The organism is Streptomyces sp. NPDC058308, assembly GCF_042880275.1.
In the GTDB taxonomy this organism is placed as follows: domain Bacteria; phylum Actinomycetota; class Actinomycetes; order Streptomycetales; family Streptomycetaceae; genus Streptomyces.
On sequence record NZ_JBHVZA010000027.1, the window covers coordinates 52,445 to 78,128 of the forward strand.

Here is a 25,684-nt window from a genome sequence, read left to right on the forward strand (position 1 = left end):
GTCCGTCACCTCCTTCCCTGTTCGAGGACGATGACCTTCAGGCCGAGGCGGTAATCGGGCTCCAGCGGGACGACGGGCACCTCGTTCGAGCCGAGCACGAGGGTGCCGTGCGGCTCGACCGGCGCGCCCGTCCGGTCCCCGCGCCGGAACTCGGTGATGTTCACGAAGACGACGCCGGGAACGTCCTGCGTCTCCTCGTAGAACTTGCTGAGGTACACCGTCTGGTTGAAGTCGACCCGCTCGAAGTCCAGCAGGCGGGCGGCGGCCTGCTGGACCTGGGCGACGACGTCTTCCCGTACGTAGAAACTCTCGACCGCCAGCTCGGCCGTCACGCGAATCGGGACGTAGTCGACGTCGGAGACCTCGATGAGCTGGCTGAGCATCCGCTTGTCCTCGAAGAAGCCCTTGAGGTCGGCCTCCAGCACGTCGCTGACCTTGCCGCCGCCCTGCGGCGCGACGTGCAGCGTCACCTGGTTCCAGCCGGTGGCCTCGGCGCGGACCTTGCCGACGCCCTTGAAGCTGAGGGCGAGCGCCTCGTAGTCGGCGGCGGTCACCGCGCGGCGCAGGGAGCGGAACACGGCGGGGGCGTGCTGCACGGCGTGCGCGATGTCCTCGCGCTCCGCGCCGCCGGTCGCGGGGGCCGGGTTGCTGACCGTCGCGCCGAGCAGCGCGAGCTGGGGCGCACCGACGATGGTGGTCACCGCGCCCGCGGGCACGTTGCCCGCCGAGCCGCCGCCGACGCGGTACGTGGCCCGGATCGCCGCGGCCTGCGGGGGGATCGCGCCGAACGTGCCGTCGCCGAAGACGACGGTGGCCCGGTCGGCGTCGTCGATCTCCACCCGGTAGTCGCGCTGCCCCGCCTGGCTGAACGCCAGGCTCTCCCGCAGCGTCCACACGGAGGGCACCGACGCGAGCTGGCTCTCCACCACCACGTCCCGGCCCGCCTGCGCGGCGGGGCCCGCCGGCCGCAGGAGCAGCCCGGGGTGGGCGAGGGGGAAGCGCTGGTTCGGCGAGTTGTCGGACGTGCCGAGCAGCTCGTCCCTGATCAGCCGGCCCTCCTCGACCGGGATGCCGCCCTGCGCCGGCCCGAAGACCTTCCGGCCGCTCGCCGGGTCGGCCGCCAGCTTCGAGAAGTCGATGACGAGCGGCGCCTCGCGGGTGTACTCGAACCTGACGCTCGGCTTGTCGCGCCGGCTCTTGGTCGCGAACGCGTCCCCCCGCGCCACGGTGACCGTCGCGGTGACGGTGCCGGGCACGGTCAGGCTCAGCGAGGCCGCCGCGGGGGCCGCGGTGCCCAGTTCGTAGCCGATGAGCCGCAGGTGTTCGATGACGCTGCGCCGGGTGCGGGCGGTGCCGAGGAAACTCTCGTTGGCCACCCGGTCCTGGTAGTAGCTGATGATGTCGCCGAGATGCGCGAACAGTTGCAGCAGTACGTTGCCGAAGTCGGCCTCGTCCGCGAAGTCCTTCCACTCCGGCAGTTTCTGTGGGATCAGCCCGCGCATGGACGCGAGCAGGCTCTCGTAGTCGCGGGCCATGTAGTCGATGACCGGCCGGTCGTCCGTCCTCTTGATCTCAGCCATGCTGCGTCCCCGCTCGTCCGTTCCCGTTCCCGCTCACCGGAACTGCACCCTGACCGCCTGCCGGGCGAGGTCCTGGCGCCGTACGTAGGCCACCTCGACGGACAGCGTCTCTTCCTGCGCCTGTACGTCCACTCCGCTGACCACGAGGTCGTCTCCCAGCCACCGGGTCAGCGCCTGGCCGACGGTGAACTCGACGGCCGCGGCCAGGATCGTGTTGGCGGGGTCGAAGACCAGGTTGAAAAGGCCGCACCCGAACTCCGGTTGGTTGATCCGCTCCCCGGGGGCCGTGAACAGCACCTGGATGACCTTGCCGCGTAACTCCGCGCTCTCGTCGGGCTCCGGCACGATGGCACCGGCCGCGTTGACGTCGAACGGGAATCCGAACCCTGTCGCCACGCTCGCCCCCTCCCTCTCGCTTCGCCGCTCGTACGCCGGTCACTGGGAGCAGGCCACCAGCGACTGCTGCTGTGCGCTGACCTTCGACTCGCCGGGTGTGGGCAGGCCGCTGCACGTGTCGATCACGTCCTTGTCGAGCAGTACCTTGACGCCGCCGATGGTCAGCAGCCCGCTGCCCGCACTGGCGCCGGGTGTGCCGCCGCCGAGCGGGATGTCGAGGATCGACAGCGAGGTGGCGAGGGGTTTGGGCGCGGCGGGCACGAAGTCGCTGCCGGCGGGCCCGGCGTGGCCGCCGGGTGGGGGGCCCGGCGCGGTCTGGCCCGCGTCGAGGGTGCTGCCGCTGGTGACCAGGGCCACCGGCACGCCGTTGATCCGTACGAAGTCGCTGAGCCCTTTTGTGATCGAGCCCTGGTAGGCGTACTTCCCGAGGCCCACGTAGGGCGTCGTGCCGTTTTCGAGGGTGCCCGAGACCTTGTGCGTGTCGGTGCCCCGCACGCTGTCGCCCTTGACGGCGATGCTCTTGGCCATCGATTCAGCCCTTCTTCAGATCGATACTGTCGGCGACCACCGTCACGCTCTGGCCGGCGGCGTTGATGGTGAGGGGCGTTTTCGCGGTGAGGGTGACGGCGTCGGCGGACATCTGGAGAGAGTTGCCGGTGGCGTCGGTGATGCGGATGCCGTCGTCGGTGAGCGAGACGGTGTTGCCGCCCGCGTCGGTGACCGTGACCCCGGACTGATCCATCGTCAGGAGATGGCCGCGGCTGCCCTCGCGGACGAGGACCCGTTCCTTGCCGTCGGCGTCCTCCAACTGGATGGTGTGCCCCTTGAGAGTGGCGAGGATCTTCGCGGTCGGGGGCGACTGCACCGCTTGTGCGTCCTCGGTGCCGGCGTCGGAGCGCGGCTTCGGCACCTGGCTCTCGTCGCCCGGCCTGCTCCAGTACGTACCGACCCAGATGGGGAACTCCGTGTCTCCCCGCTCGAACTCGACCCACACCCCGGCCTCGCGCTCCGGAATGAACAGCAACCCCTGCCCCGCGGCCCCTCCGTACGGGACGCAGGGCGTGGCCCAGCCGGTGACGACCTCCGGGCCAAGGACGTCCGCGACGGTGAGCCGCAGCCGGCCGAGGCGCGAAGGGTCGTCGTTGTCCACCACCGTGCCCCGGTACTTGCCGTAGCAGCGCCGCCCGGTGTCCTCCACCAGGCCGGCCACGATGCGCTCCAGCGTCACGGCGACACCTCCGCGGCCAGGGCGCCCGCGGCAAGGAGTCCGGCCGCCGCGTCGGCCCCGCCGGTCGAGAAGTCCTCGTCGCCCTTGGGCGCCAGCGCGTTGCGCTTGATGCGGAACGTCTGGAGGTAGCCGTCGAGGGTGAACCTGTGGGTGACGTGCGCGACGTAGTAGACGCCGCTGTGCGTCGCCCCGACGCCCTTGACGGTGACGGTGGTGCGGGGCCGCAGGATGCTGCCGTACTCGTTGGCGGCGACCTCGCCCTCCCCGGTCACCAGCCACTCGGCCTGGTCGTAGACGCTCTGGCAGATTTCGGTCATCTCCGGTACGCCGGTGGCCACGCTCTGCGCCACGTACACGAGCCCGGGCTCCATGCCGGGGCCGAGGACACCGGCGGCCGGCACCGCGCCCAGGGCGGTCCGGGAGCCGGGGACCGCGTGCGCTTCCAGCACGTCGCCGGCGATGTGGTCGATCTGGAACATCGCGACGTCCGTGGGGGCCAGCGCGTCGACCTCCAGGCTGAACCGGTTGACGTTCGTCTCTTCCCCGAAGTGCACCGCGAGCACCGGCTGCGGGGTGTCGTCGACGGCCGGCGGACGGAAGTAGCCCCTGTCGCCGTCCACGAAGCACTCGAAACCGTTGCGCACGGCCAGCCGCCTGAGCAACTGGATGTCGGTCTCGCGCTGGATGACGGTCGACACCGCCTCGTCGTGGACGATCCCCGTGTCGGTCACCTGCGGCGTCAGCCCGTACGCCTGGAACGTCTCGCTCGCGATGTCGCTGTCCTTCTTGTTCGGCCAGTCCTTGAGCCGCTCCACGCGGTCCATCAGGACGCTGGCGTCCGTACCCCACACCTGGAGCCGGCAGGCGTCGAGCCCGGGGCCGAAGTCCGGGCGGACGTGCGTGATGTAGCCGGTCAGCAGTGGCTGCGCGTCGTCCTGCAAGCCCGCGGTGACCCGCACCCGCCGCCACACCGTGAGCCGCTCGTCGTCCAGGTACGTCCACGACCCGTCGGGGCGCAGCAGCAGCGCCAGCGTCATCCGGAACATCCCGGCCAGTTCCTCGTCGAGCTCGACCTCCAGGTTCAGCAGGTCCGCGTAGAGGTCCGCGGCCTCCACGCCGTCGATGTCGATGCGCAGGTCGTCGTGGCGCACGCCGGCCCCCTATCCGCTCACTGCCGCGGGGATCGCGATGGACTGACCGAGCCGCCCGCGGTCGACCGGCGGCCCGACGTCGAAGCCGCGCGCCGCGATCAGCGCGGCCAGGTCCTGCGCTTGGACGTCGATGCGGTGGTACGTGACGACGACGGCGCGGGCGAATCGCTCGACGATCACGGTGACCTGCTGCCCGCTCACCGTCTGCGTCTGCGGGACGAGCTCCACGTCTTCGGCCACGGTCACGTCACGCACCCCGTTCACCGCCGACAGCGCGGCGATCAGCGCGGCCCACGGCGGGTCCTTCGCCGCCGTGGTGAGCGGGAAGTGGGTGGACGTCACGGGTTCCTGGCCGAGGAGTTCCAGGGGGGAGAGGAACAGCGGGTTGGCGTCGCAGATGTGCCAGTAGTGCAGGGGCTGCCCGTAGTAGGAGGCGGCGAGCTGGTCCAGCCGGTCGCCGGAGTCCACGGTGTGCTCCAGCGCGCCGGGCGTGTCGGGCAGCGGCCGGACGCCCTTGGCGGGCAGGATCCGGCCGCGGGCGTCGGGCGACACCATGTCGGGGACGGTGCGGTAGCGGGACAGCTTGCTGAACATGTGTCACTCACCCTGGGACGACGACGTTCGCTGCATCGGTGACGGCGGAGGCGAACCCCACGGTCGACATGACCTCCGTCATGGTCTGCGTGTACCGGTAGGGGATGCTGCTGCCCTCGATGACCGTGAGGGAGACCGAGACAGTGGCCCGGATGGGGTTCAGATCGGCACTGAACTCCGTCTCGGTGATGTTGAGAGAGTTGATGTTCACCGGCAGCACCCGTTTGCGGCCGAAGATGAACAGGATCAGCGGCGGGTTGGCGCTGCGGGTGAAGCTGAACCCGTCGGGCTTGTGCAGCAGCCGGGCGGCGAGGCCACCGAGCACGCTCTCCCGTTTCGGCTGCGTCATCAGCTCCAGCGTCGCGATCTGCGGGCCGATGCCGAACTGTTCGGTGACCGTGTCGCCGTCGTCCAGCCGGTCGGTGGCGTCGAGGCGGATGTCGAAGCCGAGCTTCTGCTCCTCCACGGTCACCAACTGCTCCCGCTGGACGTCCAGCAGGCTGGAGCGCCGGCCGTGTTCGGTGCGCAGGGTGCGCGGCGGTGCGCCCGACTTCTGCGCCGCCGCTGCCGCCGCGGGGGCGCCGGCGAAGGTGTAGGACAGCGATCGGTTACGGGTGAGCTGCACGGGGTTGAACTGGAACACCACAAGGAGCGGCGGCAGGCTCAGCCCGTACTCCACGAATGCGCCGCGCAGAATGCGTGGCTTGTTGGGAAAGCCGTCGGTCATGTCGCCTAGTCCTCCCCGCCGTTGCAGGTCAGTTCTCCGGTGGTGCAGTGGCCGTGCGGATAGGTGGTCAGGATCTGGCGTACGTTCATGCGGCGCGGGCCGAGGGGTTCCACCCAGGCGAGGCACTGGAAGACGTGCAGGACGTCCGTGGGGGTGGAGTAGGCCTTGTTCGGGTTGGCGCCGCCCGGGTAGTAGCGGGTCACGCCGCCGTGCGCGAAGCGCAGCGCCGCCTCGAAGTTGTTGCCGCACCCGTTGGCGTCGAGCAGCGCGGCGAACCACGGGTTGTCGGGGTGCCTGGTGCCGGACAGGCCGCCGCCCAAGGTCTCCTCGGCGTGGTCGGGGCTGCTGGGCTTGGCCCAGACGACGACGGCCGCGGTGCTGCCGGCCAGACCGACCTGGAGAAGCGCCCCTTGGACGAAGCGCACGATGTCGATGCACTGCGCCCCGGTGGCCAGGTCGTCCGCCAGCTTCCACGCGTTGTCGAGCCGGACGAACAGGTTGTACCTGTTCCAGCGCTTCATGACGCTCGTCACCAGCGCGTGCGGGTCGAGGGAGCCCGCCTCACGGGCGGCTTCGCCGACGATCCGCGTCGACGTCCGCATGCGCCGGAGCGTAACCTCCGCCGGTGCGCGGGGCGGGCCGGCGGTGACGTACACGCTGTGCCGGGTCCGGGCGATCTCACGCTTCCACTGCTGCCACTCCAGGTCCCACACGATCTGCCGGTTCTCCAGCGAGGTGACGGTGCCGGGCAGCGCGGTGGTGCCGACGAGCGGCAGCATCCGGGCCGTGCCGCCGTGCAGGGTGCCGGAGAATTCGAAGTTCAGCGCGGGTTCGGTGCTGCGGCCGGTCAGCCGGACGGGCGCGGCCGGCGCGTTGAGCGGGGTGATATTGAGGTTGACGTCCGCGCGGACGCTGGTGCCCATGCTCTGGCTGATCGGGCGGCTGTTCGCGAGCCCCTTGTCGGAGAACCACTCCGGTTCTCCGTACGCGCTGCCGTCGCTCTCCCAGTCGTCCTCGTTGTTCTTCATCAGTCCGTGGTCGGACCGGAAGGTGACGGAGCTGAGGAGCGTGCCGGGGTGGCTGCCCTCCTCGGTCTGCCGGGTGCCGCCCGTGCCGAGGGCCCGGTCGTAGAGCGCGGTGAGCTCGGGTTTGCGGGCGTTCGGCAGGTTGTCAAGGAGCCGGTCGTAGTCGATGGCGGCCATGGCGGTCGCGAGTTGGTTCCCCGAGAGCTGTTTCAGCAGGTCGAGGGCGACCACCGCGTCCTGGTCGGTGACGGCCCAGTCGAAGAGCCCGTACGAGAGGCGGTCCTCGATGGTCTCCAGCGCGGTGGCGGGCGGTTGCAGCCCCGCGACGTCGGCGGCGAGCCGGTCGTACTCGGGGAGCCGCCCGTCGGGGAGGTTCTCCCGCAGCCGCCGCGCGTGGTTCGCGTCGTTGAAGAACACTGCCTGCTGGAGACGGGGCAGTGACTTGAGGAGGTCCAGCGAACGGGTGGCGTCCTGGTCGGTGATGGCCCAGTCGAACAGCCCGTAGCCGAGGTAGTCCTCGATCTGGTCGAGTTCGGGGCTGATCGCCCGCTGTACGGTCCCGGCCGCCGGAGCCCCGCCACCGCGCTGCTGCACGACGTGGGTCAGTTCGTGGGCGAGCAGCCGGTGGTCGTGCTCGCTTTCGTTCTGCGCCAGGTGGATGTGGTGGCCGTGAGTGAAGGCGCGGGCCCGGATGCCGGCCGCGTACTGGTGGGACGCGGTGTCGGTGTGCAGCTGTACGTGCGCGAAGTCCTGGCCGAAGCGGGGCTCCATGAACGTGCGGGACGCGGGCGTCAGCGGGCGTCCGCCGCCGGTGGGCGGGGAGGCGGCCGGCGTGCCGCCGGTGCCGCCGTGCCCGGCCGGCAGCCGCTGGATGGCGGGGCGCGGGGTGGCGGGCGCGGGGCCGGAGGGTGCGGGGCCGGGGGTCGCGACGATCCGTTCGGCGACCCGTTCGGCCTCCTGCTCGTACCGGTCGCAGGCGGGCCCGACGAGCGCGCTGGTCTGCACGGGACCGCAGCCGGAACAGCCTCCCGAGCAGCCGCACCCCGAGGGGCCGTCATGCTCGCCGTCGCCGTCTTCGGCGAGGCGCTGGAGGTAGTCGCTGCCGAGACTGCGCCGCAACGCCAGGTCGGTCGCGGCCCTCGCCCGGGGTTCCTGCGGCGGTGCCGGGCGCGGCCTGTGCGTCTCCGTGGAGTGGGTGGTCTGGTGCGGCATCGTCAGCATGGCCCCGCCCCTTTGGCGGCCCCGACGGCGTCGCCGGCCGGGGCCGGCTCCGTCCAGAGCTTGCCGATCTTCTCGAACTCCCGCCGGACTCCCCGCAGGATGTGCCGCCGGCCGATGGGCCCGCCGTCGGCCGCGGCCAGGAACGCCGCGTTCAGCACGATGTTCTTGATGCTGCCGCCGGCCACCGGGAACTCCCGGGCCAGCGCGGCGAAGTCGACGTCCGCCGCGACCGGAGCCTGCGGCGGGAAGAGGCCCTGCCAGATCCGCAGCCTGCTGTCGGCCTCGGGGAACGGGAACTCGATGATGAAGCGGACGCGGCGGGTGAACGCGTCGTCCAGGTTCTGCCGCAGGTTGGTCGCCAGGACCACCACGCCCTCGTACTCCTCCATTTTCTGCAGGAGGTAGCTCGTCTCGATGTTGGCGTACCGGTCGTGCGCGTCCGACACCTCGGTGCGCTTGCCGAACAGCGCGTCGGCCTCGTCGAAGAAGAGGATGGCGTTGCCGGTGCGCGCCTCGGTGAAGACGCGGGCCAGGTTCTTCTCGGTCTCGCCGATGTATTTGCTGACGACCCCGGAGAGGTCCACGGCGTACAGGCCGAGCCCGAGGTCGTGCGCAAGCACCTCCGCCGCCATCGTCTTGCCCGTCCCCGGGACCCCGCTGAACAGCACGCTCAGCCCCTTGCCGCGGTGGGTCTCACCGCCGAAGCCCCAACGGTCGTACACCTGGTGGCGGTGGCGGAGCTGGTCACGGACCTCCCGCAGTTGCTCCATCCGGTCGGTGGGCAGCACGAGGTCGTCCCAGCCGGCGCGGGGCCGCACCTCGACGGCCAGGTCGCCGAGCCGCCGGCGGGACAGCGCCCGGCAGGCGGCGGACAGGTCGGCCAGGGTCATGGCGCGCGGCAGCGGCTCCATCAGCCGCCGGTTTCGGGCGTACCGGATCGCGGCCCGCATCCCGCCGGGCGACAGGCGGAAGAGCGTCGCCAACTCGGCGGCCCACGCGCCCGGTTCGGCGGTGTGCTCGGCGAGCAGCCGCCGCCACAGTGCGGTGCCGCGGTCCACCTCGGGCAGCGGCACGGGGACGGGCTGGAACAGGGCGCCGGCGAAGCTCTCCTCGCCGTCCCAGGCCGATTCGCCGGTCAGGAACACCAGGTCACCGAAGTCGGCGACGGCCGCTGCCAGGGCGGCGCGCAGCGGCGCGGCGTCGTCGTGGCGGAGCGCGTCGGCGTGCGGCAGGTGGACGGCGGCCCGGCACAGCCGCGCCTCCCTCAGGTCGGTGCCGTACGCCGGTTGGTCGCCGAGGCTGAGCAGCCCCATGCCCAGGTCACGGCAGGTACGGCGGGCCAGCTCGCGCTTGCCCGCGCCAGGGGGGCCGTACAGGTAGAACACCAGTGGGCGGGCGTCGCCGTCCTGCTTGAGGTGGTGTTCGGCGAGGCGGCGCAGGCCCTGCGCGAGATCCGCGTCGGCGTCTTCGGCATCAATGTCGCTTTCGGCGGCGCCTTCCGCGCGGTACAGCCGTGCGTCGGGGGCGTCCGCGTCCAGCAGGAAGCGGCAGATCCGCGGGTCCAGCGCCAGGAACTGGGCGAGGCCGGTGGACCCCGAGGGGCTCTGCGGGTCGTCGATCTTCCGCAGGATGCCGGTGCGCAGCAGCGGCGCCGTCTCCTGGAACGCGCCGAGAGCGGCCCAGCGCTGCCGCTCGGCCGGGCAGAGCAGGTCGAGGACGAGATCGACGCTGGGGCGCTTGCGGGTGATGTCGTCCTGGAGGTAGGCGTACAGCCGGTCGTACTTGCGCCGCAGTTCCGGGCCGAGGCACACGGTGACGGCCCGCAGCTCCCACGGGCTCAGCGCGAAGAGCGCACCGAGCGCGGGCAGGGCCAGCGTGACGCCGTTGGCGGCGCTGCGCCGCACGCGCGCGTCGATCTCCGCGTCCAGCCGGTCGAGTTCGGTGGCGGGGGAGGGCGGGTCCTGGGGTCGGTGGGTGAGCAGCCAGTCGACCTCCTGCCGGGTGATGTAGACGGTGCGGGCCGCCTGCTGCTGCGGGGCCGCCTCGTTCTGCAGGCTGACCGTCGCGAGCCGGCGCTCGATCAGCAGGTCGAGGCGGCGCAACTCGTCTGCGAGGTGCTCGCCGTTGTCCCGGTACGCGCGATGGGTCATGGCGTGACCTCGAACACGAACGTGCGGCGGAACAGGTGCGAGACGTCCACGCGCACCTCGTAGAACCCGGCCTTCAGGCCCGCGGCGAGTGTCACCGTGAACGCGTCACCGCTCAGCGGCACCGCGGCCCCGGCCGGCTCGCCACCGAGACGCACGTCGGCGAGCCACCCGGCCAGGTGCGTACCGGTGAACGTGAGCACCGAGCCCGCCCGTCCCGCGGCCGGCGACATGGCGGTGACCTCGGGCGGGCTGAGGGGCGCCCGTACATCGGGAATGCCGACCCGGCGCACCCGCTTCGGCAGCGGGCGGGCCGCGCCCGGCAGCCGGTCGAGCTGGACGGAGGACACCTGGTAGAGCACGGAGAGCCGGAACGGCTGGGCGAAGGTGCTCCAGATCCGGCTCAGCTCCTCGTGGTCCAGCGGCGCGATCGCGATCTGCAGCCGCTCGCGGGCGTCGAGGAGACCGGGGTCGAGGTAGGTGCGGGGGACGACCGGGTTCTCGTGGAAGACCCGCATGGCCTCGCCCACGCTCTGGTGCGCGGTCACGTTGCCGCTCAGCGGGTCGTTCGGCGCGTAGGGCGTAAGGAGGTAGAAGAGGCACAGGGACAGGGGGGCGTCGAGGAGTTGGTCGGTGGTGCCCGGCCGGAGTGCCCAGTCCTGGTTCTTGAGGTACGGATTCTCGGTGATCTTGTAGAGGAAGAGGTTGACGCGTCGGCCGCCGCCCGGCTCGTCGGGGGCGAGGACGGTCACGTCCATGGCCGGGGTGAGCCGCATCTCACCGACCAGGAGGCTGCGCAGCGAGGCGCTGACCATGCCGATCGCGGTCCCGGCGCTCACCGCAGGATCCTGCCGCGCAGGCGGGGGAGATGGCGCCGCACCCAGAAGGCGGCGATGCCGTCGAGGGGCGGGGGAGGGGGGCTGATGATGACGGGCGGGGCCGGCTGGAGGGGGACGGAGGGCGGCGGTTCGGCAGTTGGTGCCGCCGCGGTCTCCTCCGGCCAGGGCATCCGCGCCGGGGGCCCTGGGCGGGGCGTGGTGACGCTGCGCGGCGGCTGGGTGGGGAGGGGCCGGGGGCGCGGGCGGCGGTCGGGAGGCGGCGGTGGGGGTGTGCCGCGGTGCTGGGCGGGGGTGGGCTCAGGGCCGGGTCGCGTCGCGTGTGCGCGGAGCTCCGGACCGTGCGGCGCTGCCGGGCGCGCCGTCGGGTGGGGCGGTGTGGACGGGGGTACGGCGGGTTGCTCCCGCGGGGTGGTGCGGGCTTGCGGCGCAGCGGTGCGTACGGCCGGAACGGTCGCCGACTGCGGGGCCGGTCTGTGCGGTGCGTGGCTCGGTACGCCGCTTGTGGTCGGTGCTGGTTCTGGTGCTGGGGTGTTGGCCGGTGGGTGGTTCGGTGGGACGGCTTCCTTTGGCGCGTGCTGTCGGGGGCGCTCTTGCCCGCCGGATGACCGTGACGGTGACACAGGCGCCGACGGCATTGCCGTGATCCCCGGAACCGTCACGGAAACCACGTCCGCCGCCTCGTCACTACCTTCCCTGGGGGACGACACGGCAGTGGCCCGCGTCGGTTGGTTCCGCTCGTCCTCCTGGCCGCCGCTTACAGCCACGGGACGCGCGGTGGCTTCCGCATCGGCTTCCGCGCCCGTGTCCGTGTCCGCGCCCTTGCCCGTGTCTGCGTCGTCGTCTGCGTCTGCGTCGAAGAAGTCATACTCGATCCGGGCCGGCAGAACATCCCCGCCATCAGACCGCCCGTACGGCACATCCGGGCCACTCGGCATCCCGTACACCACCCCCGAGCCATCAGGCCCCCCGTACGGTTCCCCCGAGCCGTACCACGGCCGCAAATACGCGAACCCGACGCCCGGCAGTGGCGGCACGAAGGTGACGCGCACCCCGGTGTCCTCAGGGAGCCCGAGCAGTGCGCGTACCCGGGCGCGATGCCGGAACGGCCGCCGCCCGTCAGCCAAGACACCCCGCAGGTAGCCCTCATGCGCCACTGTTGAGCACCTCGATCGCGTCGGCGAGCACCTCGATGTAGGTGCGCCGCTTGTCGCGGGTCAGCTCCATGATCTCGTGTTCGCTCCAGTGGTAGTGGTACGCCAGGTAGTGCACCTCGCGGTAGAGCAAACCGCTGTCGGTGCGCAGTTCGCCGAGGAAGAAGCGTTGGATGTCCAGCGGTGCGATGATCACCCGGCCGCAGTGGACGCACCGCGCCTCCATCTGCTGCTCGACGGATGGGGCGAGTCCGTGCATCCGCTGCTCGATCTCGGACCGGGCGGTTGCCGAAAGGTCGGCTATCCGCCGCTGGTCCGGCGGGTCCCCGTCCGGTCCCAGCCGCTGCACGCAGCGGGCCAGGAGCGAGGTCAGGGCCTCGGCCTCGTTGCTCGCGGACAGTTCCGCGAGCTCTTCCTGGTCGGCCCCGTTCGGCAGCCGGAAGGTGACCTCCAGGGGTTCGGCCGTCAGCGTCATCGTGTGGGCGGGGGCCCGCCTGCAGGCCTCCTCCACCGGCACGTCGGCGAGGGAGAACTCCAAGGACACCCGCTCACCGCACTCCGCCCAGGGGCAGACGAGATGTGCGCGGACCACGTCGCCGAAGCTCGCCCTGCGCAGCTGGAGCAGCAGGTACTGCCGGTCGGCGACCAGCAGCCCCCGGGCCACCTCGGGCGGTACGGGCGAGATGCCGCCGAGCCGGCGCACGCAGCGGCTGAGGACCTCGGTGACCAGCGCCGCGGGCCGCGGCGCGCGTGCGTCGGCGAGCAACTCCTCGTCGCGCCCGGTGAGCACCGCGAGCTCGAAGTCGCGGTGCAGCCGCCCCTCGGCGTCCCAGTAGCCGCCCGGCAGTACCCCCACGGACACCCCTACGTCTCCTTGGCCTCGGTCACCGAGGTGTCCCGCACCCAGCCCTCGTTCTCCAGCTTGACGGTGCTGATCATCACGGCGTTGCCGCTCGCGTCGAGCTGTGGCAGCGCCTGGTACTCCGAGACCCAGCAGCGGAAGATGTTGTACGCCAACACCTTCTGCCCCTGGTGGTTGAAGACCTCGATGCTGATGTCCTTACGGAAGGACGCCAGGGACATCGCCGCGTCACCCTGAAAGTTGTTGACCTTGTTCGCCCACGCCTCGAAGGTCGTGTCGTGTGTGACACCGGCCTCCAGGGTGAGCGCGTCGTACTTCGTCTTGCCGGGGATCTGGTGCGGCCCGCTCGAATCCCCGCCCTCGTACCAGGGCGTGACTTCCGTCGTGCGTTTGAGCGCGCTGCACTTGCTCAGGCCGGCCACGTACTGGCCATCCACCTTGATCTTGAACTTGAACCCGAGGTACGGGTCGAACCGTGTCGCGTTGACGCTGAACTTGGGCATCGGGCGCTCTCCTTCCGCTGGCGGTCGTCACTCACCCGGACGCGAGGCCCGCCTTCTGGCTGATCTTCACGACGACGAACTCCGCCGGCTTCAGGGGGGCGAACCCCACCAGGACGTTCACCACCCCGTTGTCGATGTCGGTCTGCGTCGTCGTCTCGCCGTCGCACTTGACGAAAAAGCCCTCCGTCGGCGTGGCACCTTGGAACGCCCCCTGGCGGAAGAGCGTCATCATGAACGAGCCGATGGTCAGCCGTAGTTGCGACCACAGCGGCTCGTCGTTCGGTTCGAACACCGCCCACTGGATGCCGTTGTAGATGCTGACCCGCAGCATGATCGCGGTACGGCGGACGGGCACGTAGCGCCACGCCGGGTCCGAGGTGATGGTGCGCGCGCCGAACACGACCACTCCCGCGCCGGCGAAGCGCCTGATGACGTCCACGCCCAGCGGGTTGAGGCTGCCGTGCTGCACGTCGCCGAGCTCCGCGGCGAGCCCGGCCACGCCGTTGAGGCTCGCCTCCGTGCCGGCCGGCGCCTTCCACACGCCGCGGCTCGCGTCGATACGGGCGTACAGTCCCGCGACGAACCCCGAGGGCGGCAGCAGGACGGGCTCCCGGGACCGGCCGGTCGGATCCAGCGCCTTGACCCAGGGGAAGTACAGCGCGCCGTAGGAGTTGGCGACGGTGAGCTTGGCGCGGAAGGCGGCGGCCTCGTCGGCGGTGTCGTCGTGGGAGCCCGTCTCACCGATGTAGAACACGTCCTGGAGCGGCCGGTTGGCGCAGTAGGCCATGCCGAGGTCCAGCATCGACGTCGTCGCCTCGCCGGGGACGGCGAGGAGGCTGAAGTCCGTCACGTTGTCCAGCCGCGGGAAGCCTGAGCTGAACGTCGTCTCCGTCACCGCGGCGACGCCGTCGCTGCCGAGCGTCACCGGCGCGATGACCGGAGCGGCTACCGCCGCGTCGCCGATCTGCACGACGTCGGCCTTGGCGGGGCGCCGGACCGCCGCCCCGTCCTCGGACCGCCCGCCGTTGCCCGCGCCGAGTTTGAGCAGGCCGGTGGCGTCCGCGGTCGCCGCCGGCTGGACGCGTACGGACGAGGTGGCGAGGGTGGTGGTGCCGGACTGGAGGACGAACCGGGACTGCCCGGCCACGGTCTCCACGGCGCAGGTGAAAGCGGTGAAGGCCGTGGCGTCGGTGGACGTCTTCTTCCGGGTCAGGCCGCGCACCGCGGTCTGCACCGCTGTCGCCACGTCCGCCGGCACGGTCGAGGCGCCGGCCGGCGCAAGCAGCGTGACCGCCTGGAACCCGTCGGCGTCCAGGTTGATCTGGAAGCCGAGGTTGCCGTTCAGCGGCAGGGTCGGTGCGAAGCCGCCCCGGTGGATGCCGCGCTGCACGCTGAGGTTGCCGGACAGCAGTTGGGCGCTGATGAGGGTGGAGTCCTGCGCCAGGACGCCGACCGCGTAGTTCGGGGCGGTCGGGTCGACGCTGAGGTTGTCGAAGACCTCCAGCGGGGCGGTGTCCTTGAAGTTGGCGGGCACGACCGCCGGGTCGGCCTGGCGTCGCACGCTGACCTTGAACTCGTTGCCCGGGTCGAGCGTTCCGTCCTCGATCTGGAGGAACAGCGTGTTGCCCCAGGCGCCCTTGCTGCGGGCCGAGAACGTCATGCCGCCGGCGACCGGCGTGGCCCGGTTGTTGACGGTGACTGCGGCGGTCGCGGCGTCGGTGCGGGTGACGCGCACGACGTAACACTGCCGCCCGCCGTTGTTGAAGTACTGGAACACGCTGTGCGCGAGATATCCATCGTCCGTGTACGTCCCGTACCGGCGCTGGAATTCCGTCCAATTCGTGATGCGGGTCGCTTCCTCCGGGCCCATCTCGGCGAAACCGACGAAGGCCGCCGTGGACGTGCTTGCGACGTCGAGCGGGCGCGTCCCGCCGGCAATCTCCTCGATGTAGACACCCGGATAAGTCAGAGTCGCCATGGTCGTCTCCTGTCGCAATACATCAGCCCGACGCATTCGCATCCACGGCTGATTTCGGGCTCCCTCAGTCGTCCTGTGCCTCGGACCGCTTGGCGGCGGCCTTTCCCCTCCGACCCGGCGAATCGGCGGGCTCCGGGGCCGGTTCGGTTTCCTGCGCAACCTCTTCGGTGGTCTCCGCCGGTACGTCCTCGACCGCGATCACCCGCTGCGCCCGCAGCTTCTCCACCTTGGCGCTGCCGGCGACCTCCGCGGCGGGCAGTTCCCGCGAGACCTCCCCGGGAGACAGCCGTACCGCGCTCCCCGAGGCCAGCTCCACCACGAGCGGCCCGGAGGGAAGGAGACTTCTGATCCTTACGGCCACGTCGACTCTCCTCGCTGCGGGTGTGCCCCACGCCACGCCGCCTCCTGTGGCGGCAGCGCCGGAGCCACGACGCCAGCATCACCGGGTGCCGTCACCCGTCCGTCACCACGGGCCGGTGTCCGGCCCGGCGCCGCCCGCGGCAACGCCACGGTGACGAGACGGCGACAGGCTGGCATCATGACGTCCGGAAGAGGCAGAACCGGAGTGTGCGTGGTCCGCATCCTGGCGCAGAGCCACGGAGCGCTGATCACGCTGCAGATCAACCCCGACATCGACAGTTTCTCGATGGGTGCCGAATCATCTACCGCAGACGTCGAATCCGCCCTACAGACGATGCGGGAATTCTTGCAGTCCTTCCTCGCCGAAACACCCGGGAGTTGATACAACCAGCATCCGGCACCTGGCGGCTGAACGGCGACCCATCGCCTGATTTCTCCGACCGGTGAATTCCGGACGGGGGACTGATGGGATCAGCTTTTCCGTACTCTCTGACCTCTGGAGACCTGGGTGCACCACCTCCAGTGCTCCACTTGTTCGGCGAACTCCACGTGAGCGTGGGAACGCGTCGGGTGGACATTCCGATGAGCTGCCGACGCCTGCTGGCCTTCGTCGCCCTGCGCCCCTTCCGGGTGGACCGGGCCTACGCCGCGGGCTCGTTGTGGCCGGTCAACGACGAGGACCGGGCGCACGGCAACCTGCGCTCAGCGCTGTGGCGGCTGAACCGCGTGGACGTCCACCTGCTGTCGGCCGACAACCACGGGCTGATCGTGCACGATGACGTGGTCGTCGATGTGCACGCGGTCAGCGCGTGGGCGACCCGCGTCATCGAACACACCGCGGCGCAGGACGAGTTGCGTTCCGCGCCGCCCGGCCTGGAGGCGCTGGAGCTGCTGCCCGGCTGGTACGACGACTGGGCCCTGATGGAGCGCGAACGCGTCCGGCAGCGACTCCTGCACGCCCTGGACTCGCAGAGCCAGCAGTTGCGGCTCATGGGCTGTCATGCGGAAGCCGTGGACGTCGCGATGGCGGCGGTCAGCGCCGAGCCGCTGCGCGAGAGCGCGCAACGCACCCTCCTCCTGGCGCATCTGGCCGCCGGCAACTGGGTGGAGGGCCGACGCGGCCTGGAGATGTACGCGCGCCTCCTGGAGCGGGAGCTCGGGGTGGGGCCGGCGCCCGACCTCACGGACCTGTTGCGGGACGGCGGCGGCGACGCGCGCAGCGGCGGCAGGGGCGAGAGGGACGCCAGCCGGCAGGGGTGATCCGCGCCCCGGCCGCCGGAAGGGAAACCATGCTGACCACCGAGGACCACCAGAGGTCGCTGCCGTACCCAGTGCCCGCGACGCGGGAACGGTCCGCGGCGCCGGTCCCGGGCGCGGGGAGCGGGGGCCCGACGCTTCGGCGCAGCCTCGGCAACGGCTATCTGCAGCGTGCCGCCGCGGAGGGCCGGGGGACGGGCGACTGGGACGAGGGCGACGGCATGAGCCCCGCCGCGCCGTGTGGTTGTGGGGGCGGCTGCGCCGGCTGCGGGCCGAGTGGGGCCGCGCAGCCCAAGCTGACCGTCGGGCCGGCCGGCGACGCGTACGAGCGGGAAGCCGACCGGATCGCCGAGCGCATCACCGCGCCGCCGGGTGCGCAAGGGGGGACGCCCCTCGTGCGCCGGCGCGTGTCGGCCGACGCGGGCGCGCCCGGCGACACCGTGGCGCCGGCCACCGGCGGCCAACCGCTGTCGGCCGCCACCCGCGCGTTCATGGAGCCGCGCTTCGGCCACGACTTCGGCCGTGTACGCGTCCACACCGACGCCGGCGCCGCCGCGTCGGCACGTGCGGTGCACGCCGACGCGTACACCCTCGGCCACCACCTGGTCTTCGCCGCCGGACAGTACGCGCCGGAAACCATCCAGGGCCAGCGGCTACTGGCACACGAACTGACCCACGTGGTGCAGCAGACGAGCGGCACGGGCCCGGCCGGGAGCGACTCCCCCGCCGCCGGAGGGCCGAGCGCGACGGCCCCCGTCGTCCAGCGCAAGGTCACCGCGGACGGCGTCCAGGAAGCCCGGCCCCGTTACAGCTACTCCACGCACTGCGGATGGATCGACTGGGGCCACGTCCGGCCGGACGCGGCCGAGCTTCTGATCAGCCAGGTGCGGGCGGCGTCCGCGGTGCTGAGTGCGGAAGAGGCCGGGCGCTCCGGGCAGCCCGGCCACCACGCGGTACGGCACGACGAGCCGGGAGTCGGCGTGTACGAGGACTGCCCGGGGCAGTACGCGCCCGGCGAGCGCGCCGCTTCGGCCCGCCCGCGGGCGCCGCTGTCCGAGCGCACGCAGTTCCCGAACCACACGGAGACCGACCTGTACGGCTTCGAGGTCGGGCAGTCCGACGCCGCGCTGTTCGCGGGCGCCCTCTCCCCGATCGCCGCGGAACTCGCCGCCGACCCCAAGGCATCGGGGGAGATCTACGGATTCTCGGACTGCATGGGCGTGGAGCGCGCCAACGTGGACCTGCGGGCGGCCAGGGCGCTGGCCGTGCTCCGGATGTTCCCCGAGGACCTGCAGAAGCGCTTCACGGCGACGACGTTCGCCGGCGCGCAGCAGTACCTGGCGAGCAACACCCACGAGGAAGGGCGGCGCCGCAACCGTGCCGTCGCGATAAAAATCCTCCGCCCGCTGCCCGCGGAGATCGTCATCGCCACGCAGCGGAGCGCGTTCCACGGGGTGACGGTCAACGCCGCGAGCGTGACCTCGAAGATCCTCCAACCGCTCACACCCGACCAGGTGTTGCGCGTGTCCCTGGCGATCTTCATGGCCGTCTCCACGGTGTTCGAGGAGACGCAGGGCTCGACGGACTTCGTCACCGGCTCGTCGTTCTCCGAGGAGGACCTGCCGTCCAACCTCATCAGCTTCTACGTCGCCGCCAACCACCTGAGCTACCGGACGGACGTGGAGAAGATCTGCGACGTCTGGGACCCCACCCGTTCCCTGGCCGCGTTCCAGGGCTACACCTTCGGCCGGACGCGGTACACCTTCAAACAGACGCGGCTGCCGGCCGGCGGGGCCTGGCCGACGCAGTTCGACGCGACCCAGCCGGAACCGCCCGGGCGGCTGTGGCAGATAGGGCCGATGGCGCTGATCGCGCCGGGGAGCGTGCAATACGTGCCGTGAGGCGCGGGGTCAGCGAGGCACCCGTGCAGTCGGGCCTGCCGTTGGCTCTGCGTCTCGGGCGGCAGCCCACGCGGGTTCCGCGAGCTGTACGTGGGCGATCACGAGAACTTCACCCTCAGCCTCACGGGACAGGACGCGGGGCGCGGCCCCGCCCGCGCCCCGCCCCGCGCCTTCCCCGTGCTACGCCGTGCCGTCGGCCGCCGCCTGCAGCGCGGCGATGTCCAGCTTCTTCATGCCGAGCATCGCCTGCATGGCTCGCTGGGACCGCTCGGGGTCCGGGTCGGCGATGAGCTCGACGAGCACGTCGGGCACGACCTGCCAGGACAGGCCGTACTTGTCCTTCAGCCACCCGCAGGGGCCCTCCTCGCCGCCCTCGGAGAGCGACGTCCAGTAGTAGTCGACCTCCTTCTGGTCGGCGCAGCCGATCTGGAAGGAGACGGCCTCGTCGAAGGTGAAGTCAGGCCCGCCGTTGATCGCCGTATAGGGCTGGCCGTCGAGCACGAAGTCCACGGTCAGGACGGTTCCGGCCGGGCGCGGGGCGCCTTCTCCGTAGTACAGGACGTTCTTGATCTCCGAGTTCGGGAAGACCGAGACGTAGAACTGCGCGGCCTCCTCGCTCTGCAGGTCGAACCAGAGGTTGGGCGTGATCCTGGGCATGGCGCTCTCCTGTCGCGTACGCGGCGGTCCTGTCCGCCCTTTGTGTCTGCCAATGTGGACCGTCGCACCGCCAAGAACTCATCGCCACGCGCCGACCGGTTTGTGTCACCCGGTCAGCGCGGTTCGCGCACCTGCGGCTCTCGCTCCAGCACGATGCCGAAATGCTGCTCGTACGCCGCGAGCACCTCGGCCTCCGTGGCCAGTTCGGTGGTCTGCCGCTCGCCGTCCGCCGCGGTCGTGGTGAGGGTGCGGCCGCTGAGGGTGACGCGTCCGTCGTCGGTGGGCAGAGAGCAGACCAGGGACTGCGTGAAGTGGGAGTCGGGCGACGTGCGGTGGTACCAGACGCCGACCCTGAAATCGGCCAGCGCGCGCGGCCGCGGCTCGGCGAGGTACTGCTGCTTGCCGTCCCGGGCGACCTCCAGATCACCTTCCGGCGTCGGCGTGATGCGGAACGTGCCGACGGGATCGGCCTGCTCGCCCCGGTCGCCGAAGGCCAGCGGCAGCAGGCTGTGGGAGCCGAAGCCGACGTCCGCAAGCCAGTCGCCGCCGTCCTCGGTGCGCACGTGCAGCGCCAGGTGGTCGTACGGGATGCCGAGCTGCCCCTCGTCCGCGTACACCCGGGCCTGCAACAGCGTGACGTCGAAGCCCAGAGCCGTCAGAAGGGCGGCGAACGCGCCGTTGAGCTCGTAGCAGAAGCCACCCCGGCGCGCCTCGACGACCTTCGACACCAGAGCCTTGTCGGTGAGCTCGATGTCCTCCCCGAGATGGATCGAGAGGTTCTCGAAGGGGACGCTGCGCAGATGCGCGACGTGCAGGTCGCGCAGGGCCCGGGTGGTGGGGGCGGCGGGGCGCTCGGCGCCGATGCGCCGCAGGTAGGCGTCGATCTGTTCGGAGTCCATGGGCACCAGTGTGGTGGGGCGACGCCCGGTGCGGACACGGGCTCCGGACGGCCCCCGCCCCCTCCGTCGGTCCTAGGACTCCGGTAGGACCTCGGTGGGCAGTGAGATCAGGCCATCGGCCACGCATTCCGGCACGCCGTACAGCCGCCGATGCGTGAATGATGCAGGTACATGGGTGGCGGTACGGCACGCAAAAAGGGGAGGGGAAAGTTCCGCGCCAATGATGCAGAACTCGTTGACACGTGACTGCACCCTGTGGTTGAGAAAGGGAGATCGGCTCTCCTCCCAGGGGATGACTTCGCGCGCGGCGCAGTACAGCGACCGTGGGTCGATAGTCCGGCTCGCAGGCGGACTTGTTCTCCTCAATCGGCAGTGAGGATGGAGCTATTCCTGCTGGACCCGCTGACGTGCGCCGATCGCACCGGCAGAGGGTCGTCCGCACCTGACTCGACGGGAGCCCCCTTCGCCGTGGCTACGTTCTTGTACAAACTAGGCCGCTTCGCCTTCCGGCGACGCCGCTACGTGGCGCTGCTGTGGGTGGTGGCGCTGGCCGGGGCCATCTTCGCCTCCTCGGCCGCTCCCGCCCCGCCCGAAGACTCCTTCTCGATGCCGGGTACGGAGTCGCAGAAGGCCCTCGACCTGCTGGAGAAGCGCTTCCCCGACGCCAGCGCCGACGGAGCGAGCGCGCGTGTCGTGATCCGCGCCCCGAAGGGGGAGAAGATCACCTCCGCCAAGCCCAAGGCCGAGGTCGAGAAGCTCGTCGCGGCGATAGGCAAGGGCCCGCAGGTGTCGAGCGTCGACGACCCCTACAAGGCCCAGACCGTCAGCAAGGACGGCTCCACCGCCTACGCATCGGTCACCTACAAGGTGGCCGCCACCGAACTCACCGACAAGGCCCGTGACGCGCTGACCGACGCGACCGACACGACCCGCGACGCGGGCTTCACGGTCGAGACCGGCGGTGACGCGGTCATGGCCGAGCAGGAGATGGGCAGCAGCGCCGAACTCATCGGCATCGCGATCTCCGCGGTCGTCCTGATCCTCACCTTCGGCTCGCTGATCGCCGCGGGCATGCCGCTCCTGACCGCGCTCATCGGCGTCGGCATCGGCATCTCCAGCATCGCGGCGCTCGGCAGCGTCCTCGACCTCTCCGCCACGACGTCCACGCTGGCCATGATGATCGGCCTCGCCGTCGGCATCGACTACGCCCTCTTCATCGTCTCCCGCTACCGAGCGGAGATAGCCGAGGGCCGCGAACCGGAGGAAGCCGCGGGCCGGGCCGCCGGAACCGCCGGATCCGCCGTCGTGTTCGCCGGCCTCACCGTGGTCGTCGCCCTGTCGGGCCTCGCGATCGTCAACATCCCGATCCTCACCAAGATGGGTCTGGCCGCGGCCGGCACCGTCGTGATCGCCGTCCTCATCGCGCTCACCATGATCCCCGCGCTGCTCGGCTTCGCGGGCCGCAAGGTGCTGCGCCGCAAGGACCGCAAGAAGCCCGCGGGTTCGCTCCTCGACCCGCACGCCAAGCCGAAGCTCGGCACCCGCTGGGCGCGGTTCGTGCTGCGCCACCCGCTCTCCGTGCTGCTGGTCGCCGTCCTCGGCCTCGGTGCGGTGGCCGTCCCGGCCGCCAGCCTGGAACTCGGCCTGCCCGACGAGGGCACGTCGGCGCCGGACACCACCCAGCGCAAGGCGTACGACATGCTGTCCGATTCCTTCGGCGCCGGGTTCAACGGCCCGCTGATGGTCACCGTCAGCAAGGACTCCGGTGTGGCGGCCGCCGCCAAGACCGTCGGCGACTCGATCGGCAAGATCGACGGCGTCGCCACCGTGACCCCGGCCCAGGCCAACAAGGCCGGCGACACCGCCATCATGAACGTCGTCCCGAAGACCGGGCCAAGCGACCACGAGACCGAGGAACTGGTCAAGTCGATCCGCTCGACCGCCGACGGGATCGGCTCCGACACCGGCTCCGAGATCCTGGTCACCGGCCAGACCGCGATGACCATCGACTTCTCGCAGACCCTGGACGACGCCCTCCTGCCCTACCTCGGGCTGGTCGTCGGCCTGGCGTTCCTGCTCCTGATGCTGGTCTTCCGCTCGATCCTGGTCCCGCTCAAGGCGGCGCTCGGCTTCCTGCTCTCGGTGGCCGCCGCGCTCGGGGCCGTGGTCGCGGTCTTCCAGTGGGGCTGGCTCGCGGACATCGTGGGCGTCGACCAGCCGGGTCCGATCATGAGCATGATGCCGATCTTCATGATCGGCGTGGTCTTCGGCCTGGCCATGGACTACGAGGTCTTCCTCGTGACGCGGATGCGCGAGGCGTACGTCCACGGGGCGCGCCCCGGCGAGTCGGTCGTGACCGGCTTCACCCACGGCGGACGGGTCGTGGCCGCGGCCGCGATCATCATGATCAGCGTCTTCTCCGGCTTCATCATGGAGAACGACGACATGATCAAGATGATGGGCTTCGGTCTGGCCATCGCCGTCCTCTTCGACGCCTTCGTCGTCCGCATGGCGATCGTGCCCGCGGTCCTCGCCCTGCTCGGCAAGTCCGCCTGGTGGCTGCCGCGCTGGCTGGACAAGCTCCTGCCCAACGTGGACGTGGAGGGCGAGAAGCTGCACAAGAACCTCGGCGACACGGGGGCACCCGAGGCCGAGACGGACCGGGAGCTTGCCCCTGCGGGCAGGTGAGACACGACGGTCCGGCGCGGGCGGGCCGGCCGGGGCACCCCTGAGGGGAAGTGCCTCGGCCGGCCCGCCCGGTCTTTTTCCCGGCTCCGTCGGAGCCGGGGACGTGCGCCTCAGCCGCGGTCCGCGTAGACCATCCAGACCTGCCCCGGGGCGAAGGGCATCGGTTCACCGTTGTCGCGGGTGAACGCCGTGCCCCTGGTGGCCGCGGAACGGTTCCAGCGCGTGGGGTAGGCCCTGCCGTCGCGCAGCACCAGCGCCCGGCCGCTGCCGACCGTCTCGATGTACGGCGTCACCGCGCCGTTGACGTCCTTGAAGCGCGAGGGACGCATGTTCACGTACTGGATCACGACGGTGGCGGCGCCGAGCCGGGACCCCGACGTACTGAGCGCGGGGGCGCCGTCGAAGGAGGCGAGCCACCGGTGCTCCCGCGGCGACCAGTCGAAGGTGTGGCTGGCGGCGGAGTAGCGGACGGTCCGGCTGCCGGTGGGGGCGCCGCCCGCCGGAGCGGGGCCGAAGCGGAAGCCGATGTCGGTCGGGTGGCCGGCCCGCGGCGCCGAACGCAGCAGCGCCCGCGGGCGTACGAAGAGGTTGTGCGGGGCGGGCCGGGCGCTCTCTCGGAAGTAGGCGCGCGGCACACGGTCGTGCGGGCGGGCGTACAGCGGGGCTTCCCTGAGCACCTTCTGCAGAGCGCTGCGCACCCCGGAGTAGGCCAGCACGGGCCGGCCGAACTGGCGCAGGAGTTCGGTGTCGGACTCGCGCGCGCTGCGCACCGGGCCGACCGACTCCGGAACCCTGCTGGAGTACACGCCCATCAGGCGGCTCATGCCGCCCTCGACCTTCTCCACGTAGATGATGTCCGCCTGGTCGAGACCGGTGTGCGGCCGTGCGGCCCGCGCGTTGTCGAACTTCACGGCCAGGACCGGTCCCTGGCTGGTCGGCTGCCCGGTGAAGGGTGACGGGGTCCGGTGCGCGGCACCGTCCCCGTGTGCCGGTGCACTCGCGAACGAGGGGGCGCTCACGGCGAGCGTCGCCGTGGCGACCAGCGCGAGCACGCGGGTGCCCAGACGGGTGCGGCGGGTGGCCCGTACTGGCCTGGCTGCCATGGGGACGTCTCCATTCGTGGCGGAACCGGTGTTGCCTGACGCAGCCGCAGGTCTACCGCCCCGGACCCCGGCCTCAATCGCCGCTGGGCCATCCACCACCGCCACATCACTCTTTACGGGTGCCCGCCGCGTGGCTCCGCCCCGAACCGCGCTCCGGGGTGCGTGAGCGCTCCCCGGGGTGCTCCGACGGCGGCCGGTCTTGGCCATGTACGCGCCACGCGGTACCGTCACTGCGATATCGACGACAGCTCGACGGAAGCCGGTGTGACTCCGGCACGGTCGCGCCACTGTGTGCGAGCGGTCCCCGTACCGCTCGTGAGTCAGACCCGTGGCTGTCGTCCTCTGCACCACCGAGACGGGACGCGAACTCCCGAAGGAGGCACCACCATGGCGCAACACGCCGCTCAGCCGACCGCCGACGCACCTGCCGTACCGGTCAAGCTGCCGCTGAAGGTGATCGCCCCATGGGCGGTCTTCTTCGGAATCCTGATGCTGGTCCTGCTGTACTTCGTCGGCGCCGAACAGGGCGCCACCTCCGTGTTCAGCGGCGCGGAGGTCCATGAATGGGTGCACGACGCCCGCCATCTGCTCGGCTTCCCCTGCCACTGACTGCCACTCACCAGGGGAAATTCGGCCCGCTCATGAACTCGACAACCGTACGCAACCTGCTCGTTCGAGGCATGCTCGCCGGTCTCGGGGCCGGCGTGCTCGCCCTCGTCATCGCCTACTGGCTCGGTGAGCCGAACGTCGACGCCGCCATCGACTTCGAAGAGGCCCACGCGAGCCACGCACACGGGGACGAGGTCGAACTCGTCTCCCGGAGCCTGCAGTCCACGGCCGGCCTCGCCACCGGCGTCCTCGTCTACGGGGTCGCCTTCGGCGGCATCGCCGCGCTCGCCTACAGCTTCGCCCTCGGCCGCGTCGGCCGGTTCGGCCCGCGTGCGACGGCGCTGCTGCTCTCGGGCTGCGCGCTGCTGGCCGTGTACGTCGTGCCGTTCCTGAAGTACCCGGCCAGTCCGCCCGCTGTCGGCAACCCCGACACCATCGGCAAGCGCACCTCCCTGTATCTGCTGATGATGGTGCTCAGCGTGCTCCTCGCGATCGCCGCGACCCTGCTGGGCAAGCGGCTTGTGCCCGCGCTCGGTGCCTGGTACGCGACCGTCGTGGCCGTGCTCGGTTTCGCCGTGGCCATTGGACTGGCCTACGAGTTCCTGCCCGTGATCAATGACGTTCCCGAGCATTTCCCGGCCGCCCTGCTCTGGCGTTTCCGGCTCTCCGCCCTCGCCATGCAGGCCACGCTGTGGGGTGCCTTCGGGCTGATCTTCGGGGAGTTGGCGCAGCGCCTGCTGCTGCCGAAGCCCGCGGCGCCCACGCCCGGGAAGCCGGTCGCGGCGGACCGGTAGGGCGGCGGAGTGCC

The 25,684-nt window shown here is 71.2% G+C and carries 23 protein-coding genes and 1 riboswitch; of the genes, 6 read left to right on the top strand and 17 right to left on the bottom strand.

The window, feature by feature from the left end; all coding sequences use genetic code 11:
* Positions 1 to 5 precede the first annotated feature (5 nt).
* From ACFVYL_RS30125 to ACFVYL_RS30190, 14 genes are all read right to left on the bottom strand, one after another.
* On the bottom strand, positions 6 to 1,580 hold the full coding sequence (locus ACFVYL_RS30125) for a baseplate J/gp47 family protein (RefSeq protein WP_389721466.1): 1,575 nt from the start codon (positions 1,578 to 1,580) through the stop codon (positions 6 to 8).
* 33 nt (positions 1,581 to 1,613) lie between these two features.
* Positions 1,614 to 1,976 (bottom strand): GPW/gp25 family protein, encoded by a 363-nt coding sequence (locus tag ACFVYL_RS30130; protein ID WP_389721468.1) that lies wholly within the window; start codon positions 1,974 to 1,976, stop codon positions 1,614 to 1,616.
* A 39-nt stretch (positions 1,977 to 2,015) separates the two neighbouring features.
* Positions 2,016 to 2,504, bottom strand: coding sequence for a hypothetical protein (locus tag ACFVYL_RS30135; protein ID WP_389721470.1), 489 nt, complete (start codon positions 2,502 to 2,504; stop codon positions 2,016 to 2,018).
* A gap of 4 nt (positions 2,505 to 2,508) precedes the next feature.
* Positions 2,509 to 3,204 carry a phage baseplate assembly protein V gene (locus ACFVYL_RS30140; RefSeq protein WP_389721472.1) on the bottom strand — a complete coding sequence of 232 codons (696 nt, stop codon included), beginning with the start codon at positions 3,202 to 3,204 and terminating at the stop codon, positions 2,509 to 2,511.
* Positions 3,201 to 4,355: a phage late control D family protein gene (locus tag ACFVYL_RS30145; RefSeq protein ID WP_389721474.1), complete on the bottom strand. Its 1,155-nt coding sequence runs from the start codon at positions 4,353 to 4,355 to the stop codon at positions 3,201 to 3,203. Before ACFVYL_RS30145 ends, ACFVYL_RS30140 begins: the two co-directional genes overlap by 4 nt.
* Positions 4,356 to 4,364: 9 nt before the next feature.
* Positions 4,365 to 4,949 carry a hypothetical protein gene (locus ACFVYL_RS30150; protein ID WP_389721475.1) on the bottom strand — a complete coding sequence of 195 codons (585 nt, stop codon included), beginning with the start codon at positions 4,947 to 4,949 and terminating at the stop codon, positions 4,365 to 4,367.
* 7 nt (positions 4,950 to 4,956) lie between these two features.
* On the bottom strand, positions 4,957 to 5,676 hold the full coding sequence (locus ACFVYL_RS30155; protein ID WP_389721477.1) for a hypothetical protein: 720 nt from the start codon (positions 5,674 to 5,676) through the stop codon (positions 4,957 to 4,959).
* Positions 5,677 to 5,681: 5 nt separating this feature from the next.
* On the bottom strand, positions 5,682 to 7,922 hold the full coding sequence (locus ACFVYL_RS30160; RefSeq protein WP_389721479.1) for a DUF4157 domain-containing protein: 2,241 nt from the start codon (positions 7,920 to 7,922) through the stop codon (positions 5,682 to 5,684).
* A complete protein-coding gene (locus ACFVYL_RS30165) occupies positions 7,916 to 10,072 on the bottom strand; it encodes an ATP-binding protein (protein ID WP_389721481.1) in 2,157 nt (718 codons plus the stop codon). The genes ACFVYL_RS30160 and ACFVYL_RS30165 overlap by 7 nt, the downstream gene beginning before the upstream one ends.
* Entirely contained in the window at positions 10,069 to 10,908 is an 840-nt protein-coding gene (locus ACFVYL_RS30170) for a DUF4255 domain-containing protein (protein ID WP_389721483.1), read from the bottom strand. Before ACFVYL_RS30170 ends, ACFVYL_RS30165 begins: the two co-directional genes overlap by 4 nt.
* A 1,143-nt stretch (positions 10,909 to 12,051) precedes the next feature.
* On the bottom strand, positions 12,052 to 12,921 hold the full coding sequence (locus ACFVYL_RS30175) for a hypothetical protein (RefSeq protein WP_389721485.1): 870 nt from the start codon (positions 12,919 to 12,921) through the stop codon (positions 12,052 to 12,054).
* A gap of 2 nt (positions 12,922 to 12,923) precedes the next feature.
* Positions 12,924 to 13,424 carry a phage tail protein gene (locus ACFVYL_RS30180; RefSeq protein ID WP_389721487.1) on the bottom strand — a complete coding sequence of 167 codons (501 nt, stop codon included), beginning with the start codon at positions 13,422 to 13,424 and terminating at the stop codon, positions 12,924 to 12,926.
* A 31-nt stretch (positions 13,425 to 13,455) separates the two neighbouring features.
* On the bottom strand, positions 13,456 to 15,402 hold the full coding sequence (locus tag ACFVYL_RS30185) for a phage tail sheath family protein (protein WP_389721489.1): 1,947 nt from the start codon (positions 15,400 to 15,402) through the stop codon (positions 13,456 to 13,458).
* Positions 15,403 to 15,466: 64 nt separating this feature from the next.
* A complete protein-coding gene (locus ACFVYL_RS30190; RefSeq protein WP_389721490.1) occupies positions 15,467 to 15,763 on the bottom strand; it encodes a hypothetical protein in 297 nt (98 codons plus the stop codon).
* Between the two features lie 210 nt (positions 15,764 to 15,973).
* Here ACFVYL_RS30190 and ACFVYL_RS30195 point away from each other — a divergent pair, with 210 nt between their 5' ends.
* From ACFVYL_RS30195 to ACFVYL_RS30205, 3 genes are all read left to right on the top strand, one after another.
* Positions 15,974 to 16,144, top strand: coding sequence for a hypothetical protein (locus ACFVYL_RS30195; protein WP_389721492.1), 171 nt, complete (start codon positions 15,974 to 15,976; stop codon positions 16,142 to 16,144).
* Positions 16,145 to 16,344: 200 nt separating this feature from the next.
* Positions 16,345 to 17,022: a BTAD domain-containing putative transcriptional regulator gene (locus ACFVYL_RS30200; protein ID WP_389721494.1), complete on the top strand. Its 678-nt coding sequence runs from the start codon at positions 16,345 to 16,347 to the stop codon at positions 17,020 to 17,022.
* Positions 17,023 to 17,051: 29 nt separating this feature from the next.
* The gene (locus ACFVYL_RS30205; RefSeq protein WP_389721496.1) at positions 17,052 to 18,920 is read left to right on the top strand and encodes a DUF4157 domain-containing protein; all 1,869 of its coding nucleotides are present in this window, start codon (positions 17,052 to 17,054) and stop codon (positions 18,918 to 18,920) included.
* Between the two features lie 180 nt (positions 18,921 to 19,100).
* Here the strand turns inward: ACFVYL_RS30205 and ACFVYL_RS30210 are convergent, their stop codons facing one another.
* The gene (locus ACFVYL_RS30210) at positions 19,101 to 19,577 is read right to left on the bottom strand and encodes a VOC family protein (protein WP_389721498.1); all 477 of its coding nucleotides are present in this window, start codon (positions 19,575 to 19,577) and stop codon (positions 19,101 to 19,103) included.
* Between the two features lie 113 nt (positions 19,578 to 19,690).
* A complete protein-coding gene (locus ACFVYL_RS30215) occupies positions 19,691 to 20,476 on the bottom strand; it encodes an arylamine N-acetyltransferase (RefSeq protein WP_389721500.1) in 786 nt (261 codons plus the stop codon).
* A 468-nt stretch (positions 20,477 to 20,944) separates the two neighbouring features.
* Between ACFVYL_RS30215 and ACFVYL_RS30220 the strand changes: the two genes are divergently transcribed.
* Positions 20,945 to 23,164 carry an MMPL family transporter gene (locus tag ACFVYL_RS30220; RefSeq protein WP_389721502.1) on the top strand — a complete coding sequence of 740 codons (2,220 nt, stop codon included), beginning with the start codon at positions 20,945 to 20,947 and terminating at the stop codon, positions 23,162 to 23,164.
* Between the two features lie 110 nt (positions 23,165 to 23,274).
* Here ACFVYL_RS30220 and ACFVYL_RS30225 read toward each other — a convergent pair whose 3' ends face one another.
* Positions 23,275 to 24,267 carry a DUF3048 domain-containing protein gene (locus tag ACFVYL_RS30225; RefSeq protein ID WP_389721504.1) on the bottom strand — a complete coding sequence of 331 codons (993 nt, stop codon included), beginning with the start codon at positions 24,265 to 24,267 and terminating at the stop codon, positions 23,275 to 23,277.
* A gap of 208 nt (positions 24,268 to 24,475) precedes the next feature.
* Positions 24,476 to 24,618: riboswitch (cobalamin riboswitch) on the top strand.
* Between the two features lie 36 nt (positions 24,619 to 24,654).
* On the opposite strand from ACFVYL_RS30225, the gene ACFVYL_RS30230 reads away from it, so the two are divergent.
* Together ACFVYL_RS30230 and ACFVYL_RS30235 are read left to right on the top strand one after the other, a co-directional pair.
* On the top strand, positions 24,655 to 24,876 hold the full coding sequence (locus ACFVYL_RS30230; RefSeq protein ID WP_389721506.1) for a CbtB-domain containing protein: 222 nt from the start codon (positions 24,655 to 24,657) through the stop codon (positions 24,874 to 24,876).
* 32 nt (positions 24,877 to 24,908) lie between these two features.
* Complete coding sequence (locus ACFVYL_RS30235) at positions 24,909 to 25,670, top strand: CbtA family protein (RefSeq protein WP_389721508.1); 762 nt, start codon at positions 24,909 to 24,911, stop codon at positions 25,668 to 25,670.
* The last annotated feature ends 14 nt before the right edge of the window (positions 25,671 to 25,684 follow it).